This window comes from Cyanobium sp. ULC065, assembly GCF_977927515.1.
The window spans coordinates 306808-322854 of the sequence record NZ_OZ376393.1; the positions used below are offsets into that span (position 1 = coordinate 306808).

Sequence of the window (16047 nt, forward strand, 5' to 3'; positions counted from 1 at the left end):
GCCAGCAGGCCCCCAACAGAACGTCCCGATCAAAACGCCGATCAGCCCGGCCTGGTCAGGAATCGGCGATCAGGTCGAGCTGGCGCACCGGCGGCTCCTCGCTCACGAAGCCATAGGCCTCGAACACCTGTGCATCGGCGTGGGTGATGTGCTGGCCGTCGCTGTGGCGCTCCAGTTGGAAGCCCTCCTGCGCCATGCGCCGCATCAGGCCGGCGGCCTCCTCAAAGCGGGCTGCCATCGCCTCGAGGCTGGCGCAATCGGCCGTCAGGCCCGTTTCCTTCCAGGTGAAGTAAGCCAAGGCGACGCTCGCAGTGCGGGGAATGGACGCGGGGGTGGGAGCCACCCTCTCGATTCTGCTCAGCTCCGCCTCAATTCTGCTCAGCTCTGCCCTGCGCCGCAGCGCTCGAGGCTCAGGGCAGCAGCAGCAGGCCGAGCAGCACCAAGGCCACGCTCGCGAGCCAGAACCCCACCACGACCCGCTGTTCCGGGTTGCCCGCCAGCTCGAAATGGTGGTGCAGCGGCGCCATGCGGAACAGCCGCCTGCCCTGCCCATCGGGGCCCTTGGTGGCTTTGAACACCCACACCTGCAGGATCACCGACAGGGACTCGGCCACGAACACCCCGCCCATCACAAGCAGGGGCCAGAGGCTGTTGGTGAGCAGGGCCACCGCCGTGAGCGCCGCCCCCATTGCCAGCGAGCCGGTGTCGCCCATGAACACCCGGGCGGGGTGGCGGTTGTGGCCCAGGAAGCCCAGCCAGGCGCCCGCCATCGCCGCGCAGAAGCCGGCCATGGCGGGGTCGCCGCTGTGGCCACGCAGCATCAGCTCCAGGGCGAAGCCGGTGAACACCACGGCGCCGCAGCCTGCCGCCAGGCCGTCGAGGCCATCGGTGAGGTTGGTGGCGTTGCTTTCGGCCAGGAACACGAACAGACCCAGCGGCAGCAGCAGCAGGCCCAGCGGCAGCACCCAGCCGAACGGCAGGCCCACATCGCCGCCGAACCAGCCACGCCAGCTGCCCCAGGCCAGGAACAGCAGCGCCGCCAGCGCCTGCAGCACCAGCTTCCCCTTCGGGGTCAGGCCGGTGTTGGTGCGGCGGGTGAGGCTGCGCCAGTCGTCGAAGCCGCCGATCGCCAGGAAGGCGAGGGTGATGGCGGCCACCGCCAGCAGTCGCTCATCGGTCGGAGCGATCAGCCCGCCCACGATCACCCCCACCGGCACCACCAGCAGACCGCCCATCGTGGGGGTGCCGGCCTTGCTGAGGTGGCCCTGGGGGCCGTCTTCCCGGATCACCTGGCCCACTTTCAGGGCCCGCAACCGCGGCACCCCCCACACACACAGCGTCCAGCTCACCAGCGCCGCCAGCAGCAGCGGCAGCGTGAGCTGGGACACCCGGAACCAGAGATCGCAGCCCAAGGCCGCCGCCACGAGCAGCAGGGTGAGGGCGCTGGCGGGTGAACGCAGCCGGCCGGGAGCGGTGAGCGGGGAGGTGGAGGCCAAGGATCAGGGGCGATGGCGGCCGTTCAGGCCCGTTCCTCGTAACCGGACGGATGGGAGGGGAAGGGTCAGTCTTCCCAGCTTTCGTCGCTTGCTTCGTCGGCGGGGCTGTAATCCTCTTTCTCGCCCATCAGGGCGGAGAGCTCCTCCTCTTCCACCGTGCTCACGTCAGGAGCGGCGGTTTCCTCATCCACCACCAGCCGGCCGCTGGTTTCCAGCCAGCTCAGCAGGTCCGGTTCGTCCCGCAGGGGGAGCACCGGTGCCGGCTCTTCCCGCCCGTAGCGGGTGAGGGAGGGATTGACGCTGTCGAGGGTGCTCATGAATGCAGATCAGCGGGGATGTTCAGGCTGGGAAAGCCAACGCTGCGCCCGGTTCGCCGATCCACCACCATAGATCAGGCCTCTGCCCCGTTTTCTTGTCGGCATCCAAGGCGGTCGGGATTCTGCGGGTATGGGCCGTTGCCCTGCTGCTCAGTGGCCTGCTGGTGGCCGCCGGCCGCCGCTGGCCGGTGGCGCTCACGCCCACGCCGGCGATCGTCTGGGCTCTGCTGCTGCTGCCCCCGCTGCTGATGGGGTTCTGGATCGCCCGCCGCTGGGGGAGAATCCAGCAACCGGATCCGAGCGAGGCACTGAGCGAATGACACAGGAGGAACGGACGTCCCGGGCGAAACGGGTGGTGCTCGCCTACTCCGGCGGGGTCGATACGAGCGTATGCATTCCTTATCTCCTGAACGAATTCGGAGTGGAGGAGGTGATCACCTTCGCGGCCGATCTCGGCCAGGGCGATGAGCTCGAGCCGATCCGCCGCAAGGCGCTCGACTCCGGCGCCAGCCAGTCGATCGTGGGTGATCTGATCGAGCCGTTCATCACCGACTTTGCCTTTCCCGCCATCCGCGCCAACGCCCTCTACGAAGGCCGCTATCCCCTCTCCACCGCCCTGGCCCGCCCGCTGATCGCCCGTCGCCTGGTGGAGGTGGCCCGTGAGGTGGGCGCCGATGCCGTGGCCCATGGCTGCACTGGCAAGGGCAACGACCAGGTGCGTTTCGATGTGGCGATCGGGGCCCTGGCGCCCGAGCTCAAGGTGCTCGCTCCGGCGCGCGAGTGGGGCATGAGCCGGGAAGAAACGATCGCCTATGGGGAGCGTTGCGGCATCCCGGTGCCGGTGAGCAAGGCCTCACCTTTTTCGATCGACCTGAACCTGCTGGGCCGCAGCATCGAGGCCGGCCCGCTGGAGGATCCCTGGGTCGAGCCGCCCGAAGAGATTTACGCCATGACCTGCTCCGTGAGCGCAGCGCCGGAGCAGCCCGAGGTGGTGGAGATCAGCTTCGAGCAGGGCAATCCGGTGGCGATCAACGGCCAACGGCTCGATCCGGTGGCGCTGGTGCGCCGCGCCAACGCCCTTGCCGGCAGCCATGGCTTCGGCCGTCTCGACATGATCGAGAACCGGGTGGTGGGGATCAAGTCGCGGGAGATCTATGAAACCCCCGGCCTGCTGCTGCTGATCAAGGCCCACCAGGAACTCGAAAGCCTCACCCTGGCCGCCGATGTGCTGCGCTACAAGCGCCAGATCGAAACCAGCTGGTCTGATCTTGTGTACCAGGGCCTCTGGTTCGGCCCGCTCAAGGAGGCGCTCGACGGCTTCCTCGACCGCACCCAGCTGACCGTCAGCGGCATGGTGCGGATCCGGCTCCACAAGGGGAATGCCACCGTGATCGGCCGCTCCTCCAGCGAAAGCCTCTACATGCCCGACATGGCCACCTACGGTGCCGACGATCGCTTCGATCACCGGGCGGCTGAGGGGTTCATCTACATGTGGGGCCTGCCCACGCGCCTGTGGGCCGCCGCGCGGCGGCGTTAGTTCAGGGGCTGGGAGTCGCGATGGCCGGAGAAGTGGTGGGAGTTCCTTCGGCTTCAGGCCCGGAGCCACGGCCGCTGGCTCCAGGCTGGATGGTGACCCAGGCGACGTCGCTGATGCGCCCCAGCAGGCGGGCTGGGCCATCAGCGCGTCGAATCGTGAGCAGGTCGGGACGGCCGGCGAACACCTGCAGCCCCTCACTGAGCGCAAATCGCTTCTCCCCTTTCAGCAAGCCCGCGAATAGGTAGGTACCGGCGCCGTTGCGCACCTCCACCCAGTTGTCCTCGTTGCTGCGCAGGGCCACTTCGTTGGGCCCGACAGCGTCGGGATTGGGGGTGGCGGCACTGGTGCCATTGCCGCTCTTGGCCTGCCCTTGCGCTTCCGCTATTGACGCAGTGGTTTTCACCGAGGGAGCGGAAGCGGGGGATTGCCGCAGTTGATGCCATCCGAGGGTGCCTCCGAGGGAGAGCAGGCCCACCGCTCCGGCGATCAGCAGCAGTTGGTGCCGGGTTTGCGGCAGACGGGGTGCGGCGCTCAGGGAGCTCTTCAACCAGTGCAGCGGCTGCAGCGGCGTGCGCGGCTGGGTGGGCCGCTCCCTGGACGGTGGTGTGGGTGGTGGTGGCGGACCCGGTGCGGCGGCAGGCGCGGGAGCGGGCATCAAGATGCGTTGCTGGGGGTTGAGGCCAGGCAGCGCGTGCTGGAGCGTTAGCCGCAACGACTGGTTCTCCTCCGTGAGCAACCTCTGGCGCTCCAGGATCGGCTCGCAGCGTTCCTTGAACTTGCGCTCAAAGATCTCAGGCAACTCGGAAACCAGAGATTCCAGTTCCGCTTGGTGACGGCGCGCCTGCTCCAGCTCCTGCTGGGTACGGCTCAGACGCAGGTGGGCCGACTGGAGCTGCATCTGGCTGGACTGCAACTCAAGCCGCGTGGCTTGAAGATCAACCTCAAGGGTTTCCGGATCGCTGCCATTGGCCTGAGAGGCAGTCGGGTCGTCAGACCCGAACCGGTCGGAGGGGACGTGTTCGGGCAACGTCCAGAACGGGGGACAAGATGGGTATCAGGCTATCCGGGACCGCCGCGACTGCAGCAGTCGTTGCGACCCCGGTGTTGTGTCCCCGGATCTGGAGCAGCCGGTGAAGGCCCAGGATCAGGAGGCGACAGCGATGGCAGCCTCGGCTTCGGCGGGCGCCGCTGCGCCACCGGCGCGGGGGGCTGGCATCGGGCCGTCCTGTTTGACGGTGAGGTAACGGATCACGTCTTCGCTGAGACGCATCGCCCGCTCCAGCAGGGCCACCTGCTGGCCATCGCCGTTGTGGTTGAGCTGCACGTAGATCCCTTCGCGATGCTTGGCGATCGTGTAGGCCAGACGCCGCTTGCCGCGCATCTGGGTGTCAAGCACTTCGGCGCCTGCTTCGGTGACGATGTCACGGTATTTGTTGACATGCGTCTCCACCTCTTCCTCCGGGATGTCCGGACGAAGGATGTACATCGTTTCGTAGTAAGGCTTCTGCGACATGGCGGGAGTGAAAGCTCCGTGACGGGCTCGGATGAGGCCGGCAGCCTGTTGGCGACCAGCGACGGACTCACCAGCCTACCCGCCGGGCTGACCGGGGCTTCAGCGGCGGGTCAGTAGAGCTGGATGCGCACCGCCTCGGACACGGTGGGGATGTCGGGTTCCTTGCCGCGGACGCACTGGATCACGGAGAACAGCACCAGCAGCAGCGTGCCGAGGAAGACCGTGTTGCTGAGGGTGCGCACGGCGAAGCTGCCCGCCAGGGGGCTCAGCAGGATCTGGAAGGTGAGCGAGACCAGGATCAGCACGATGTCGATCAGGATCGCCTGCAGCACGTTGAAGCGGATGAAGTAGGGAACCCGCGGGTTGCGCACCACCGCCAGAAACAGCACCAGGAAGATCACGAACCCGCCGAAGGGAACGAGTTGCTGGAGGGTGGCCAGCGGCAGCGCCGGAACGGCCAGCCACTGCAGCAGTGGAAAGAGGCCGAACAGGTCCCTGCCGAAGGGAAGGGCGTCGCTCCAGGGCAGCAGGTAAGCCAGAACGGCCAGAAAACGTTGCCAGATGGGGATGTCCATCAGCCGGGGCCGTGTCAGCCCACGGTAGGTGCCGCCAGCCACGCTGTGGCCGCCTCGCGCATGGCGTCAACGGGCACCGGCAGCGCCTGGCCGGCCGCCTGGAGCCAGAGCTGCAGGGCGGCAGCCCCCTGCTGCACGAGCATCTCCAGGCCGTCCTGGGTGTGGCAGCCCCGGGCGGCGGCGTCCTGCAGCAGCGGGGTGGGGCGAGGTGTGTAGATGAGGTCGTAGACGAGCGTGCCGGGGCGCAGTGCCTCCAGCTCGGCTGCCGTCAGGGGGGAACGGGCGGCGGCCATGGCTGCCGAAGCACTGGCGGGCGCGCCCATGCCCACCGGCGTGCTGTTCACCACCAGATCCGCCTCGTTGAGGCGTTGCGCCAGGCTGGGGCCAGCAGCGGCGGCGTTGCCGTCCCCACCGCCAGCGGGTGCGCTCCAGAGCCAGCTGTCCAGGGCCGGCGCCCAGTCACCGCAGCTCGCCTGGAAGGCCGCCAGGCGCCCGTGGTCGCGGGCGGCCACGGTGATGCGCCCCAGACCCAGCTCGGTGAGACCGGCCACCACGGCGCGGGCACTGCCGCCGCAGCCCAGCAATACGGCGCGCCGCCCGCTCCAGCCGCCGGCCCCGCCGCCCGCCGCCGCCTGTCGCAGGGGTGCCAGAAAGCCGTCCACATCGGTGTTCGTGCCCAGCCAGCCGCCCGCCTCGCGGCGCACCAGGGTGTTGACGGCCCCGACCCGGCGGGCCAGGGGGCTGAGTTCCGCCGCCAGGGCGGCCATGGCCTGCTTGTGGGGCAGGGTGACGTTGAGGCCGCGGCAGTCGACGGCTTCCAGGCCGCGCACCACCGTGGCCAGGTCGGCGGCAGCCACCGGCAGGGCCAGATAGATCCAGTCGAGGCCGAGTGCCCGCAGGGCGGCGTTGTGCATCACCGGCGAGAGCGAATGGCGCACCGGATCGCCGAGCACGCCCAGCAGAGCGGTATGGCCGGTGATGGTGTGGGTCATGGGGGGGCTTGCGGCGGTGCCACCAGCGGCAGCGGAGGCCTCCGGGGCCTCTGCGGCATCATCGGTGGCCTGGCGGCGGCGCCATGGGAAGCACCATCAGCTGCGCCTTCCCCACGGGCCCGGCTGCACCACAGAAGAGCCAGTGGTACGGCTGCAGTTCGGAAACCACCCCTCGCCTCGCCAGGCCCCTGTTGCTGAGGATGCAGCGGTAAGAACACGATCCGATCAGAGGAGGTGGGACACCATGGGCAAGGTTGTTGGGATTGATCTGGGCACGACGAACAGCTGCGTGGCGGTCATGGAGGGCGGCAAGCCCACGGTGATTGCCAACGCCGAAGGCTTCCGCACCACGCCTTCGGTGGTGGCGTACACCAAGAACCAGGACCAGCTGGTGGGGCAGATCGCCAAGCGCCAGGCGGTGATGAACCCTGAAAACACCTTCTATTCGGTCAAGCGCTTCATCGGCCGCCGGGTCGAGGAAGTGAACGAAGAATCGAAGGAAGTGAGCTACGGCGTCGAAAAGGTGGGCGCCAATGTGAAGGTCAAGTGCCCGGTGCTGAACAAGCAGTTCGCCCCGGAGGAAGTGTCGGCCCAGGTGCTGCGCAAGCTGGCGGAAGACGCCGGCAAGTACCTCGGTGAAACCGTCACCCAGGCGGTGATCACCGTGCCCGCCTACTTCAACGACTCCCAGCGCCAGGCCACCAAGGATGCCGGCAAGATCGCCGGCCTCGAAGTGCTGCGCATCATCAACGAGCCCACCGCGGCGGCCCTGGCCTATGGCCTGGATCGCAAGAGCAACGAGCGCATTCTGGTGTTCGACCTCGGCGGCGGCACCTTCGACGTGTCCGTGCTCGAAGTGGGCGATGGCGTGTTCGAGGTGCTCTCCACCAGTGGCGACACCCACCTGGGTGGCGACGACTTCGACAAGGTGATCGTCGACTTCCTGGCGGATTCCTTCAAGGCCAACGAAGGCATCGACCTGCGCCAGGACAAGCAGGCCCTGCAGCGCCTCACCGAAGCGGCCGAGAAGGCCAAGATCGAGCTCTCCAGCGCCACCCAGAGCGAGATCAACCTGCCGTTCATCACGGCCACGCCGGAAGGCCCCAAGCACCTGGATGTCACGCTCACCCGGGCGAAGTTCGAGGAGCTGGCCAGCAAGCTGATTGATCGCTGCCGCGTGCCGGTGGAGCAGGCCCTCAAGGACGCCAAGCTCGCCAGCAGCGAGCTGGATGAGGTGGTGATGGTGGGGGGGTCCACCCGCATCCCCGCGGTGCTGGAACTGGTCAAGCGGGTCACCGGCAAGGACCCCAACCAGACGGTGAACCCCGACGAAGTGGTGGCCGTGGGCGCCGCCATTCAGGGCGGTGTGCTGGCCGGTGAGGTGAAGGACATCCTTCTGCTCGACGTCACCCCGCTGTCGCTGGGTGTGGAAACCCTGGGCGGCGTGATGACCAAGATGATCACCCGCAACACCACCATCCCCACCAAGAAGTCGGAGGTGTATTCCACCGCGGTGGATGGCCAGACGAACGTGGAGATCCACGTGCTGCAGGGTGAGCGTGAGCTCGCGTCCGACAACAAGAGCCTGGGAACCTTCCGTCTCGACGGCATTCCTCCGGCCCCCCGCGGCGTGCCCCAGATCGAAGTCACCTTCGACATCGACGCCAACGGCATCCTCAGCGTGACCGCCAAGGACAAGGGCAGCGGCAAGGAGCAGAGCATCTCCATCACCGGCGCCTCCACCCTCAGCGACAACGAGGTGGAGAAGATGGTGAAGGACGCCGAGCTGAATGCCACGGCCGACAAGGAGAAGCGCGAGCGCATCGACCTGAAGAACCAGGCCGAAACCCTCGTGTATCAGGCCGAGAAGCAGCTCGGCGAACTGGGCGACAAGGTGGCCGCCGACGCCAAGGACAAGGTGGAAGCCAAGCGCGTGCAGCTCAAGGAAGCGGTCGAGAAGGAAGACTTCACCGCCATGAAGAGCCTGCTCGAAGAGCTGCAACAGGAGCTCTACGCCCTGGGCGCCTCTGTGTATCAGCAGGCCGGTGCCGCTGAAGCGGCGGCGGCCAACGGAGCGGCCGGCAATGGTGCCTCTGCCTCCGGTGCTGCCGCCGACGACGTGATCGACGCCGAGTTCACCGAGAGCAAGTGAGCGGCGGGCAGGCCTTCGGGCCTGCCACCGGCCCTCACGTCTCAGCAGAAAAGCCCTCCGCAGGGAGGGCTTTTTTTTGCTCTTCAGGGGCAGGAATCCGGTTATGGCAGGAAGCCGGGCTGGGAAGCCGTTGGCGCAGGCCGGGGCCTGAAGCTGGCTGGGGACGGTGTGCCGGGGATTACTTGCCGATGCTGTCGACGGCGGCCTTGGCCTTGGTGACCACCTCAGCCGGCAGGCTCACGTAGCCCAGCGTGGGGGCCTTGCTCTGGAATTCTTCCGACAAGGTGGTGTTGAAGACTTTCTTGAGCATCTCGGCCTTCTCGCCGTTGCCGGTTTTGTAGAGCAGGATCCAGGTGAAGGTGACGATCGGGTAGCCGGCCGAGGGGTTGGGATCGCTGCCGATCAGGTCGGGCCCGAGATCGATGGCGGCCAGCGCCTTGCTGGCGTTTTCGTTGTCGGGTTTGGCGAAGTCACCGCTCTTGTTCTGAATGGCGGCCGCCTGCAGATCGCCCTTCACAAAAGAGGTTTCCACGTAGCCGATGCTGCCGCGGTTCTGGCCCAGGTTGGCGGCTACGCCCTCGTTGCCCTTGGCGCCGACGCCCACCGGCCAGGCCACCGCTTTGCCAGCTCCGGGGCCGCTCTTCCAGGCTTCGCTGAAGGCGGCCAGGCTGTTGGTGAAGTTGTAGGTGGTGCCAGAGCCGTCCGAGCGATACACCACGTTGATCTGCTGATCAGCGCAGCCCAGTTCCTTGAAGTTCTTGATCTTGCCGAGGAACACATCCGCCACCTGGGCCTGGGTGAGCTTGAGCTCGCAACCGGGCAGGTTGTAGGCCACGGCGATGGCGCCAGCCGTCATCGGCACCTGCACGGCGCCGCGGCTCACCTTGGCGAGGTCCTCAGCGTCCATCGGCGCATCGCTGGCGCCGAAATCCACCGTGCCGGCGATGAACTGGCGCACCCCGGCGCCAGAGCCCACCGACTGGTAGTTCACCTTCAAGCCGGTGGAGGCCAGCTGCTGGAACCAGCTCTGATAGATGGAGGAGGGGAAGGAGGCGCCGGCGCCGTTGAGGGTGCCGGTGAGCTGGCCGCCCCCGCCGCCCCCGCTACCGCCACCGCAGGCCGTGAGCGCCATCGCCGCGCCCAGGCCGAGCGGCAGCGCCAGACGGGCGAGCGGACGGCGGTGCAATCGGGTGGGGGAGGCCATGGGACGACGGGCGAGCGGAATGCTTCTCCCGGAAGCTATCCAAGGGCACGGCTGCCAACGTTAACGACAGGTAAGGCTCCCGTTCCCGGTAGCGATGACGTCAGCAGCCCAGGCGGCGCTGGCTGGTGCCAGCAGCACGCCATTGCGGTAGTGACCGGACAGCAGCAGCAGCCCCGGCTCCAGCTGCTCGAGCAACGGTGCCGGCCGCCCGGCTGGCCGCGCCCGCAGACCCTGCCAGTGGCGCTGCACGCGCGCTTGCGCGAGCCACTCCGGTGCTACGCCTTCCAGCTGGCGCAGGGCGCTCCAGCGGGCTGGATCGGCGCTGAGGCCGGGCTCCAGGGTGGCGCCCAGCCATAGCCGCCGCTGCGGGCGTGGCACCAGGTTGATGCCCCGCCACACCACGCTCGCCGGCCAGGCAGCGGCGAGCTCAGGGCTGATCTCCAACTCGGCGGCCTGGCCCAGCACCGGCTCCAGCGGCCGCTCATGGCCGAGCGGCGCCAGCAGCGCCGGGCTGGCCAGGCCGGCGGCGACCAGCACCCAGGGGGCCTCCAGCTCGCCGCCGCCGCGCAGCGATAGGTGCCAGCGGTCGTTGCGGCGCTCCAGGGCCTCCACCCGATCCGCCCGCAGCTCCAGGCCGCGCGCCAGTCCGTCGTGGCGGAAGGCGGCCATGGCGGCAAGGGGATCGAGCTGACCGTCGCGGGGAGAGAACAGCCCCGCCAGGGCACCGTGCGGCAGGGCGGGGCGAAGGGCTTCCAGCGCCGGCCGCTGCCACAACTCCATGGCCAGGCCCAGGGCCTGGCGGCTCAGGGCGAGGGCTTCGAGGCGCGCCAGCTCCTGAGCGTCGGCGGCCAGCAGCAGCAGGCCCGGCCGGTGGGGCACCGGCTGACCGGCCAGGGCCAGCTCGGCGCGCCACTGCTCCCACAGCCGCAACGATTGCTGCCGCAGCCGCCAGGCCCGGCCGCTGCTGCGGTGGAACACCTCCCCCATCAGCACCCCGAGCGCGGCGCTGCTGCCGCTGCCTTCGGGCTGGGGGCCGTGGGGGGCTGGATCCACCAGCACCACCGCATGGCCGAGGCGTTGGAGCCACCAGGCGGCAGCCAGGCCGATGATGCCGGCGCCGATCACCACCACCCGGGACGCGGGCGTGGGGAGTAGCGGGAGATGGGGCGGAGGAGCCGTCAGAGGGGCTGTTGGCTCAGCCGAGCGGATCGGCGGGGATTACTTCGCCGTAGGCGCCGAAACCGCTGGCCACCTTGATGTAGCCCTTGCGCAGCCGCTCGCCGTCCTGGAGTTTGGCGGCTTCATCGAGTTCGGCCAGGGCGGCCTTCAGCTGGTTGGCGAGCTTGGTGGCGGCTGGACGGTCGGCGGGAAGAAGCCGCTGGTTGATGTAGAGCATCTCGCGACCCACTTCCTGCATCGGACCGTGGATGAGGTTGCGGGTGAACACCCAGTTGCGTTCGTTGATCAGCTCCGCCAGTTCCGGCAGCCGGTCTTTGGCGGCCTGGAAGCCTGCGGCCTGGCGCTGGATCACGGCCATGTCCGCTGGGCTGATCGAGGGAGGCTTGCGGGCCTGATTGCCGTCGCAGGCGGCCAGCCCCAGGCAGAGCACCACGGAAAGGCTGAGCACGGCGAAGCGCTTCAGGGCGGAACGAAGCGCGAAAACCAGCTGAGCGACCATGACGAGGGGAACAGGCGAGCGGACTTTACGTCCGTTCATGCAGCGCTGTGGCTCTGATCAACACCACCCGCCCAGGTTGTGGGACCGGCCCTCCAGGGCGGGCGGCACAATGACCCTGGCAATCCTGGCGGTGATGACCCTTCCAACGGCGATCCTTCAGGTGATCTGCCCCGACCGTCCTGGGCTGGTGAGCACCCTTTCGGGCTGGGTGGCTGCCAACGGCGGCAATATCCGCCATGCCGATCACCACACCGATGCCGGTGCCGGCCTGTTCCTCAGCCGTCTGGAGTGGGAGGTGGAGGGCTTCGGCCTGCCGCGGGAGGCGATCGGCCCGGCCGCGCTTGCTCTTGCCGAGCGGCTGGGGGGGGAAGGCACGCTGCGCTTCTCCGACGGCCACCCGCGCGTGGCGATCTTCGTGGGGCGGCAGGACCATTGCCTGGTGGATCTGCTCTGGCGCACGCGGGCCGGAGAGCTGCCGATGCAGGTGCCGCTGGTGGTGTCCAACCATCCGGATCTTGAGCTGCTCGCCGCCGATTTCGGTGCCCGCTTCGTGCATCTACCGATCAGCGCCGGCAGCCGCGAGCAGGTGGAGCAGGCCCAGCGGCAGCTGCTGAGCGAGCTGGACATCGATCTGGTGGTGCTGGCCAAGTACATGCAGGTGCTGAGCCCAGCCTTCCTGCTGGGGGCGCCGCCGGTGATCAACATCCACCATTCGTTTCTGCCCGCTTTTCAGGGGGCCCAGCCCTACCACCGCGCCTGGGAGCGGGGGGTCAAGTTGATCGGAGCCACCGCCCACTACGTGACCGAGGAGCTTGATGGCGGCCCGATCATTGAGCAGGCCACGATCACCGTCAGTCACCGCGACGACGTGGACGATCTGATCCGTAAAGGCCGCGACACTGAACGGCTGGCGCTGGCCCGGGCGTTACGCCTGCACCTGCGTGGCCAGGTGATGGTCTACCGCGGCCGCACAGCGGTGTTCTCCTGATCATGCGGGAGCTGATCCACCGCCTCGACAGCTGCCGTCCCGAGACGGCGCCACCCATGGGTTGGCGTTGCTTCCAGCTTGGGGTCTTCGTGCTGCCCAGTAGCGCCCTGATCGCTGGCCTGCTGCTGCTGGTCGCGCTTGTGGCCGCCAGCCGCCGCGGACGGTTCCTCCAGGACAAGGTCAACCGGGTGCTGCTGGTAGTGGCTGCCTTGATGGTGATCGGTTGCTTCCGCGCCACCAGCGGCTGGCTTGCCTGGGTGGGGATGGGAAACTGGCTGCCCTTCTTCTGGGCCTTCTGGGGCTTTCAGCCGTATGTGGCCAGCGCCGCTGCCCGCCGCCGCGTGGGGCTCTGGCTGCTGGCCGGCACGGTGCCGGTGATCGTTACGGGCCTGGGCCAGCTGTGGTGGGGCTGGGCCGGGCCGTTCCAGATCCTGGGTGGAGCGATCATCTGGCACATCGGCGAGGGGGGCACGCCTGACGGGCGTTTTTCCGGCCTGTTCGACTACGCCAACATCGCCGGTGCCTGGCTGGCGCTGGCCTGGCCCTTCGCGCTGGCGGCACTGCTGCAGGCAGGCCAGAGCTGGCAGCGACGCGCTGCGGCGCTCGGTCTGGCGGCCCTTCTGGCTACGTCCCTCTATCTCACCGATTCACGCAATGCCTGGGGGGCCCTGGTGCTGGCGGCCCCAATCGTGGCCGGGCCGATCAGCTGGCCATGGCTGCTGCCGCTTTTGCTGCTGCTGCTGCTGCCCGTCATCCTGGCCAGCCTGCCTGGCGTGCCGGCGTTGCTGCAGGCCCCCGCCCGCGCGTTGGTGCCTGAGGCGATCTGGGCCCGCCTGAATGACGTCAAGTTCGCCGGTGAGCGAAATCTGGCCAGCACCCGGCTCAGCCAGTGGGGCGTGGCTCTGATGCTGATCGCCGAGCGGCCTTGGCTGGGCTGGGGCGCGGCGGCCTTCAGCGTGATCTACCCGCTGCGTACGGGCCAGTGGCATGGCCACCCCCACAACGTGGTGATTGACCTGGCGGTCAGCCACGGCCTGCCGGCTGCCGTGGGCGTGGTGGCGATCGTGCTGTGGCTTCTGATCCGTGCGGCGCGGCTTGGGATTGCCAGGGAGCCGGTGTTCGAGCGGGCCTGGTGGGCGGCAACCCTGGTGCTGGTGGTCCTTCACGCCACCGACATTCCGATGTACGACAGCCGCATCAATATTGCCGGGTGGATACTCCTGGCGGGGTTGCGGACAGTCGAAAGGCATCATCCCGACCCTCAGACCTTGACCAAGGGCTGATCACCTCAGGGCATGCCCGATCCGGGCCCGATCAGGTTGAGGCCGATCGTCAGCTGAAGGTCTCGTCAGATGAAGGTCGTCCAGCTGTTGCCGGTTCCAAGGATGTAGGCGCCCGTCCCTGGTACGAGGTTGACCCCTTCCAGTTTCCCGATCAGTTCATCCGCATTGCTGAAGCGGTTATCGCCGTTGCCCAGAAAGATCTCGGTGGATCCTCCCGAGAAGCGGTAGAGGTACTGGGAATCGCTGCGCAGCTGCAGCTTGTCGTCGGCTGCATTGAAGTCCTTGATCAGGGCATAGTCCTCAGTTCCTTGGGAGAGGCGGGAGCCATCGTTGTAGAAGGTGCCGCGGCTGTCGGCCAGGAGAAAGGTGTCCCGGCCGCCGCCGCCGGTGAGGCTGTCAATCTGGTTGCGGCCCAAGGCTGCGGCCGAGGTGCCGCTGGAGGGAACCCCGGCGATCCGATCGTCGCCATTGCCGCCGGTGACGGTGTTGTTGCCAGTGGTGCCCCAGAGGATCTGGTTGGTTGGGGGCGGTGGCGCAGCGTCGTTGTCGGCAATGGTGACGGTGGCCGAGCCCGTGCCGATCGCGTAGGCGGAGCCGGGCGCAAGATTGAGGACCAGGGTTTCAGGGCCCTCCACCAGCGAGTCGTCCACCGGCGTGATGGTGAGCACGACGGACGTCTGGTTGCTGGCAAAGGTGATGGTGCTGCCCAGGCTGGGCGCGTAGTCGGGCGCGGTGGCCGTGCCGCCAAGGCTGAAGCTCACCGTCAGGGACTGGCCGAGGGTCCCGCCACTGCGGGTCAGGGTGAAGGAGCCGGGCGCTTGGCCTGCTTCCGCCGCTGCAGCATCGCTGGCTGCCACCGACACCATCGGCAGGGTTGGGTCCACCACCAGCGCGCCCAGCCGGTCGAGGGCGGCGGGGATGTTGAGCCGGCCGCCTGTCACGGTCTTGTTGGCCAGAGAGGCTGTGGGGGTCGCGGATTCGAGCAAGGCCCGCTTGATCTGGGCGGCGGTGGCGCTGGGAAACGCCGACTTGAGCAGCGCCGCTGCTCCTGCGACGTGGGGCGAGGCCATCGAGGTGCCGCTCTTGTTGCCGTAGCCCCCCCCGGGCACGGTGGAGAAGACGGAGGAACCAGCCGCCCCGAGATCCACCGACACCGACCCGAAGTTCGAGTATCTCGCCAGGTCGCCTGTGCTGGTGATCGCAGCCACGGCGATCACGTTGCTGCTGGAGTAATTGGAGGGGTAGCTGGGATTCAGGTCGTTGTCGTCGCCGATGCCGTCGAGGCCGCCGTTACCGGCTGCCGCGATGAACAGCAGATCCTGTTGGGTGGCCCGATCGATCGCGTTTTCGAGGGCCCGGGAATAGCCACCACCGCCCCATGAGTTATTGGTGCCCACGAACTGGCCTGTTTCCCCCCGCTGGCCCGCTTGGATCTTGGCGGTGGTGAAATAGTCGAGCGCCAACACGGCATCGCTGAGGCTGCCGCTGCCTGAGCGGGCGAGGAACTTCAAGGGAACCATCTGCACCTGCCAGTTCACGCCTGCCACGCCCAGGCCATTGCCGCCCATGGCCCCGACGGTTCCAGCCACATGGGTGCCGTGGCTGTTGTCGTCGTAGGGGTCGTTGTCGTTGTTGGCGAAGTCCCAACCGATCAGGTCATCCCTGTAACCATTGCTGTCGTTGTCAACCCCGTTTTCCCAGCCTGAGCGGCTGTCAAGCATGTCCCCGGCATCGATGTAGCCGTTGCCATTCCAATCGGTGAGCCCGGCGGCGGGATTGGAACGGTTGGTGGCGTTGTTGAGGTCGCGGAAACTGATCAGTTGGTCGCCATCGGTGTCGACCAGCGTGCTGAAAAAGCTCAGGCCCTGGAGCTCGCCCTGGTTCAGCCAGATGTTGAGGTAGAGGTCGGGGTGGGTGTAATCGATGCCGGAGTCGACGATTCCCACAACCGTGGTGGTGGTCCCGGTGATGTCCCGCCCCCAGGCACCGACGGCGCCAGAGCCGAAGCCAGTGCTCTGCATGCCCCAGAGCGTGCTGAGGGAGGGATCGTTGCTGACCTGCTGGATGCCAACGCGCCCATCCTGTTCAGCGAACATGACTTCGGGCCGCTGGCCGTAGCCCCGCAGCAGTCGCTCCCTGGCCTGGGCATCCGCGGGTGCCCGCACGACATCCAGCACCCCCTCCCCGGCCTGTTGCATGGGCAGGGTATGGATGGAGCGCAGGACTGTTCCCCCCAGCTCCCGGTGGATGGAACTGCGTCTGGCGGCGTCGATGTTGAGGCGCCACTGGACGAGCAGTTGTTGCACAGGGCC

Annotated in this window: 16 protein-coding genes; 5 read left to right on the plus strand and 11 right to left on the minus strand. The window is 67.9% G+C overall.

The window, feature by feature from the left end:
- Nucleotides 1-55: 55 nt before the first annotated feature.
- The 3 genes from ACXMDP_RS01380 to ACXMDP_RS01390 all read right to left on the minus strand — a co-directional run bounded on the left by ACXMDP_RS01380 (nt 56) and on the right by ACXMDP_RS01390 (nt 1813).
- Complete coding sequence (locus ACXMDP_RS01380; protein WP_094511206.1) at nt 56-298, minus strand: hypothetical protein; 243 nt, start codon at nt 296-298, stop codon at nt 56-58.
- Between the two features lie 112 nt (nt 299-410).
- On the minus strand, nt 411-1496 hold the full coding sequence (mraY, locus tag ACXMDP_RS01385; protein WP_259728988.1) for a phospho-N-acetylmuramoyl-pentapeptide-transferase: 1086 nt from the start codon (nt 1494-1496) through the stop codon (nt 411-413).
- 65 nt (nt 1497-1561) lie between these two features.
- The gene (locus tag ACXMDP_RS01390; RefSeq protein WP_094511208.1) at nt 1562-1813 is read right to left on the minus strand and encodes a DUF3134 domain-containing protein; all 252 of its coding nucleotides are present in this window, start codon (nt 1811-1813) and stop codon (nt 1562-1564) included.
- Between the two features lie 95 nt (nt 1814-1908).
- Here ACXMDP_RS01390 and ACXMDP_RS01395 point away from each other — a divergent pair, with 95 nt between their 5' ends.
- Both ACXMDP_RS01395 and ACXMDP_RS01400 read left to right on the plus strand, forming a co-directional pair.
- Nucleotides 1909-2133 carry a hypothetical protein gene (locus tag ACXMDP_RS01395; protein ID WP_144036949.1) on the plus strand — a complete coding sequence of 75 codons (225 nt, stop codon included), beginning with the start codon at nt 1909-1911 and terminating at the stop codon, nt 2131-2133.
- A complete protein-coding gene (locus ACXMDP_RS01400; protein WP_259728987.1) occupies nt 2130-3350 on the plus strand; it encodes an argininosuccinate synthase in 1221 nt (406 codons plus the stop codon). Before ACXMDP_RS01395 ends, ACXMDP_RS01400 begins: the two co-directional genes overlap by 4 nt.
- Before the next feature lies 1 nt (nt 3351).
- Here ACXMDP_RS01400 and ACXMDP_RS01405 read toward each other — a convergent pair whose 3' ends face one another.
- The 4 genes from ACXMDP_RS01405 to ACXMDP_RS01420 all read right to left on the minus strand — a co-directional run bounded on the left by ACXMDP_RS01405 (nt 3352) and on the right by ACXMDP_RS01420 (nt 6430).
- On the minus strand, nt 3352-4377 hold the full coding sequence (locus ACXMDP_RS01405) for a RodZ domain-containing protein (protein WP_457767011.1): 1026 nt from the start codon (nt 4375-4377) through the stop codon (nt 3352-3354).
- Between the two features lie 117 nt (nt 4378-4494).
- Complete coding sequence (rpsF, locus tag ACXMDP_RS01410; protein WP_094511212.1) at nt 4495-4863, minus strand: 30S ribosomal protein S6; 369 nt, start codon at nt 4861-4863, stop codon at nt 4495-4497.
- A 110-nt stretch (nt 4864-4973) separates the two neighbouring features.
- A complete protein-coding gene (locus ACXMDP_RS01415) occupies nt 4974-5438 on the minus strand; it encodes a Tic20 family protein (protein ID WP_094511541.1) in 465 nt (154 codons plus the stop codon).
- A 14-nt stretch (nt 5439-5452) separates the two neighbouring features.
- Complete coding sequence (locus ACXMDP_RS01420) at nt 5453-6430, minus strand: shikimate dehydrogenase (protein WP_259728985.1); 978 nt, start codon at nt 6428-6430, stop codon at nt 5453-5455.
- A gap of 244 nt (nt 6431-6674) precedes the next feature.
- Between ACXMDP_RS01420 and dnaK the strand changes: the two genes are divergently transcribed.
- The gene (gene dnaK / locus ACXMDP_RS01425) at nt 6675-8582 is read left to right on the plus strand and encodes a molecular chaperone DnaK (protein ID WP_094511214.1); all 1908 of its coding nucleotides are present in this window, start codon (nt 6675-6677) and stop codon (nt 8580-8582) included.
- Nucleotides 8583-8760: 178 nt separating this feature from the next.
- On the opposite strand, the gene pstS is transcribed toward dnaK, so the two are convergent.
- The 3 genes from pstS to psbQ form a co-directional block, all read right to left on the minus strand.
- Nucleotides 8761-9786: a phosphate ABC transporter substrate-binding protein PstS gene (gene pstS / locus ACXMDP_RS01430; protein ID WP_259728984.1), complete on the minus strand. Its 1026-nt coding sequence runs from the start codon at nt 9784-9786 to the stop codon at nt 8761-8763.
- A gap of 60 nt (nt 9787-9846) precedes the next feature.
- A complete protein-coding gene (locus ACXMDP_RS01435; protein ID WP_259728983.1) occupies nt 9847-10917 on the minus strand; it encodes an NAD(P)/FAD-dependent oxidoreductase in 1071 nt (356 codons plus the stop codon).
- Between the two features lie 64 nt (nt 10918-10981).
- On the minus strand, nt 10982-11464 hold the full coding sequence (psbQ, locus tag ACXMDP_RS01440; protein ID WP_259728982.1) for a photosystem II protein PsbQ: 483 nt from the start codon (nt 11462-11464) through the stop codon (nt 10982-10984).
- 133 nt (nt 11465-11597) lie between these two features.
- Between psbQ and purU the strand changes: the two genes are divergently transcribed.
- Both purU and ACXMDP_RS01450 read left to right on the plus strand, forming a co-directional pair.
- Entirely contained in the window at nt 11598-12452 is an 855-nt protein-coding gene (gene purU, locus ACXMDP_RS01445; RefSeq protein ID WP_094511547.1) for a formyltetrahydrofolate deformylase, read from the plus strand.
- Between the two features lie 2 nt (nt 12453-12454).
- Complete coding sequence (locus tag ACXMDP_RS01450) at nt 12455-13735, plus strand: O-antigen ligase family protein (RefSeq protein ID WP_259728981.1); 1281 nt, start codon at nt 12455-12457, stop codon at nt 13733-13735.
- A 65-nt stretch (nt 13736-13800) separates the two neighbouring features.
- Here ACXMDP_RS01450 and ACXMDP_RS01455 read toward each other — a convergent pair whose 3' ends face one another.
- Nucleotides 13801-16041, minus strand: coding sequence for a S8 family serine peptidase (locus tag ACXMDP_RS01455; protein WP_259728980.1), 2241 nt, complete (start codon nt 16039-16041; stop codon nt 13801-13803).
- Nucleotides 16042-16047 lie beyond the last annotated feature (6 nt).